Below are 3,759 nucleotides of genomic sequence, written 5' to 3'. Positions count from 1 at the left end.
TGCGGGCAGGCGAGCATCTGTCTCATCCCGTATGATTGCGACCAGCGCCTCAACCTTTGCCAGGCCGGCGGTGGCGATGATCCCCAATTCTGCCAGATGCGCGCGCAACGCGTTGACCGCCTGCGTTTCGCTGCCGCACTAGAAGAGCGCGGGTCTTCAGCACCATCGCGGCAGCCTGTTGCTCAGCCGTCTTAATCGGCACGAAGCGCATGGTCTTTCGGGTCACCGCTTCGCTGATGGCCTCCGCGTCCGCCGCATCCGTCTTACCACACTTGACGAAGGGTTTGACATAAGCCGGCGGAATGAGCCGGACCTCATGACCGAGAGCTGCGATCTCGCGTGCCCAATAGTGGGCGGACCGCATGCTTCCATTCCCACCAGGCATGGTGGCAGCTTCTCAAAGAAACGCAGAACTTCGCTGCGCCGTAGCTTCCGGTTGAACACGGGTGAGCCCTCGGCATCCGGCCCGTGAACCTGGAAAACGTGCTTGGCCAGATCGAGCCCGATGGTGATAACCTGTTTCACGGAACGGTCCCTCCTTTGTGGCGTTCGAACAACGACCACGTTCTAGCACTTTGATGCTGTTGGAGCGGGCCGTTCCACCACATCAAGTTTTATCCAGTCCTGAGTTCGCCCCGGCTGTTGGATTTGCCCAGTTGGCGATGGTAGCGACGGGACCTGGCGCGGAGCCCTCGGCATAGCGCAGCGCCAGATCCCGGCGCGGATGGTAGGCCAAGGCGAACTTGGACGGCGTCTTCCATCCGAGCCGCGAGTGTGGTAGTGCATCGTTGTAATCGGCCCCCCAGCATCCGAGTGCGACGCGGGCCTGGGCCAGCGACGTGAACAGCGTCTCGTTCAACAGTTCATCCCGCAGCCGGCCGTTGATGGGGATGACGGCCCCGCTCCCTCGGACGCCGGCGATATACTGCGATGGACGAAGCCGCGAACAGGAGCAATTCACTAATGGAAGTCGCGACAATTGGGTTGGACATTTCGAAGCACGTCTTTCACATCCATGCAGTTGATGGCTAAGGCCAAGTGGCCGGTCGCCAACGCCTCCGGCGAGGCGAGATCGTGTCGTTCTTCTCCTCGCTCGCACCTTGCCTGGTCGGCATTGAGGCCTGCGCGACTGCTCACCACTGGGCGCGGCAGATTCGGCAGTTTGGACACGATGTGAGATTGATCCCGCCAGGCTATGTTAAACTCTACGTACGAAGAGGAGCCAAGAATGACGCCGCTGACGCGGCCGCGATCTGCGAAGCGGTCACCCGTCCCAATATGCGGTTCGTTCCAATCAAGAGCGTCGAGAACCAGGGCTTCTTGATGCTTCATCGTGCAAGAGGCTTGTTGGTCCGCCAACGAACCACGACGGCCTGCGCCGTTCGGGCTCACTTTGCTGAGTTCGAAATCATTGTCGGGCAAGGCCGACAACGGGTGGATGGTCTGGTGGACTTGTTGGGTGACGAGGAACTGACGCTACCGACCCACGCCCGCATCGCGCTAGCCGTCCTTGTGAACCAACTGAAGGAATTGGACCGGCAGGTCGAGGCAATCCAGCGCGAGCTGGCTCAGATCCAGCGAGTAAATCCGATGGCGAAGTCACTGTCCTCGATTCCCGGGATCGGTCCCATAACGGCCACGGCTCTCGCCGCGACCGTGCCGGACGCGACCATGTTCCGCTCCGGGCGGGAGTTCGCGTCCTGGCTTGGCCTGACGCCTAAGCAGAATTCCACCGGCGGGAAGGATCGGCTCGGCCGGATTACGAAACAGGGCGATTCCTATCTCAGGCACTTGCTTGTCATCGGAGCACGTAACGTCGTTCGGTACCCAAAGGCACGCTCCCGGGTTGGAGGCGGCTGGATTGAAGCCCTGCTTGAACGGCGTCGACCCATGGTCGTCGCCGTCGCCGTTGCCAACAAGTTAGCGCGGATCGTCTGGGCGATGATGACGACCGGGGAATTCTATCGGCCTAAGCTCGCGGCCTGACTTTCCGCGTATGTTGGCCACCTTATGGTGTGAGGGCAAATGACAGCATGATGGACACCGGCGGAGCTGGGGATCGAGCAAGCCCGAAGAGCTTTAAGCGCAACAAGCGCGACCCGTTGATGAGGCCTCGATCCGCGATCTCCATCAGGGCCAGCGGCCATGGCATCGGTCGCACCAACAGGCCGTATACATGAGCGCACCCGACCGGTATCCAAAGTGCTGCTGAAATCCCTTGCATCCGCGGGGCCGTCTATACATGAAGCTCTCGATGAAGGCATTCTGCATGGGCTTGCCCGGCGCGATGTAGTGCCAGGCGACACGGCTCTGATCGGCCCATGTCAGGATGGCGTTGCTGGTGAGCTCGCTGCCGTTGTCGCTGACCACCATCTTTGGCCTCCCGCGTTCCATCATCAGCCGGTCCAGCTCCCGCGCCACGCGGGTGCCGGAGAGCGAGGTGTCGGCTACCAGCGCCAGGCACTCGCGGGTGCAATCATCGACAACGGTGAGGATACGGAAGCGGCGGCCTTCGGTGAGCTGATCCGACACGAAGTCGAGCGACCAGTGGTCGTTCGGCGCCATCGCAACCGTCATCGGCGCCCGGGTCCCAATCGCCCGCTTGCGGCCGCCACTGCGGCGCACCGCAAGCCTCTCTTCCCGGTAGAGCCGGAACAGCTTCTTGTGGTTGATCACATAGCCCTCCCGCTTGAGCAGAACGTGCAGGCGCCGATAGCCGAAGCGACGGCGCTCCTGGGCGATCGCCCTCATGCGCTGGCGAAGGCCGGATTCGTACGCCCGGGTCGTTCGGTATATCATGGTCATGCGGCAACAGCCGATGGTTTTACACGCCCGCCGTTCGCTCATCCCGAAGGCACCTCGGAGATGGGCGACAGCTTTCCGCTTGGCTGCGGGCGTCACCATTAATGGGATGGTCCGCCCCGTCCTCCTCCCTCATTATAGGAAGGTCAGATCAAAAGAGGAGAGTATCATGGCCCATCGCAATTTGCCGCGACCTGCGGCTGTCTATGGAATCGACATTGGCCAAGAACCTGTTCCACGTCGTTGGCCTAAGCTGCGACGGCACACCGGTTCAGAAAGTTCGCTTTCGACGGGAGACCCTTCTTCAGTTCTTTGCTCGCGCACAACCAAGCATAGTTGGCATGGAATCCTGCGCCGGTTCACAGTGGCTCGCCCGGAAGATAAAGGCACTAGGTCACAAGGTGCGCCTGATCCCCGCGCAATTCGTGTAGCCCTACGTGAAGTCAAACAAGAACGATATCATCGACGCCGAGGCGATCGCTGAGGCCGCAACGCGACCGACAATGCGCTTCGTCGCCGTGAAGGAGGAGGACCAAGCGATCTTCAAGCGCTGCATCGAATCCGTGAGCAGATGGTCGGCTCGAGGACACGCCTGATTTGTCAGACGCGAGCTTTCTGCTTCGAGTACGGCGTACCTTTGCGTCAGGGTTCCGGAATATTCAAACTCGAGTTGCCGCGCGCTTTGAATGACGAAGGAAACGATTTGTCACCAGTGATGCGTCGCCTGGTGGGCGATCTCTTAGCTGATCTCCGCCGCCTCGAAGAACGGATCCGCGAAGTGACACAGGAGATCGAAGCGGTCGCCGATCGAGAGGACGTCACACGCCGATTGATGACAATCCCTGGTATCGGCGCATTGGGTGCGACCGCTGTACTTGCCGCGATCGGTGATGGGCTGCAGTTTCGCAAGGCCCGCGACCTTGCTGCCTGGCTGGGGTTAGTGCCCAGGCAATACTC

The 3,759-nt window shown here is 60.9% G+C and carries 5 pseudogenes; 2 read left to right on the top strand and 3 right to left on the bottom strand.

The features are described 5' to 3' along the window. Nucleotides 1–525, bottom strand: a pseudogene (locus CV770_RS40595) (IS110 family RNA-guided transposase); the annotation flags it as partial. Between the two features lie 89 nt (nucleotides 526–614). After that, nucleotides 615–883: pseudogene (locus CV770_RS40590) on the bottom strand (integrase core domain-containing protein); the annotation flags it as partial. An 80-nt stretch (nucleotides 884–963) separates the two neighbouring features. On the opposite strand from CV770_RS40590, the pseudogene CV770_RS40585 reads away from it, so the two are divergent. Beyond that, nucleotides 964–1,986, top strand: a pseudogene (locus CV770_RS40585) (IS110 family RNA-guided transposase). Nucleotides 1,987–2,244: 258 nt separating this feature from the next. On the opposite strand, the pseudogene CV770_RS40580 reads toward CV770_RS40585, so the two are convergent. Further along, nucleotides 2,245–2,904, bottom strand: a pseudogene (locus CV770_RS40580) (IS3 family transposase); the annotation flags it as partial. Between the two features lie 67 nt (nucleotides 2,905–2,971). On the opposite strand from CV770_RS40580, the pseudogene CV770_RS44395 reads away from it, so the two are divergent. Further along, nucleotides 2,972–3,759, top strand: a pseudogene (locus CV770_RS44395) (IS110 family RNA-guided transposase); the annotation flags it as partial.

Origin of the sequence: Bradyrhizobium sp. AC87j1, assembly GCF_002936975.1 — a bacterium.
In the GTDB taxonomy this organism is placed as follows: Bacteria; Pseudomonadota; Alphaproteobacteria; order Rhizobiales; family Xanthobacteraceae; genus Bradyrhizobium; species Bradyrhizobium shewense.
Note: the sequence above shows the minus strand (reverse complement) of the source record. Positions and strands in the feature narration are given on the sequence as shown.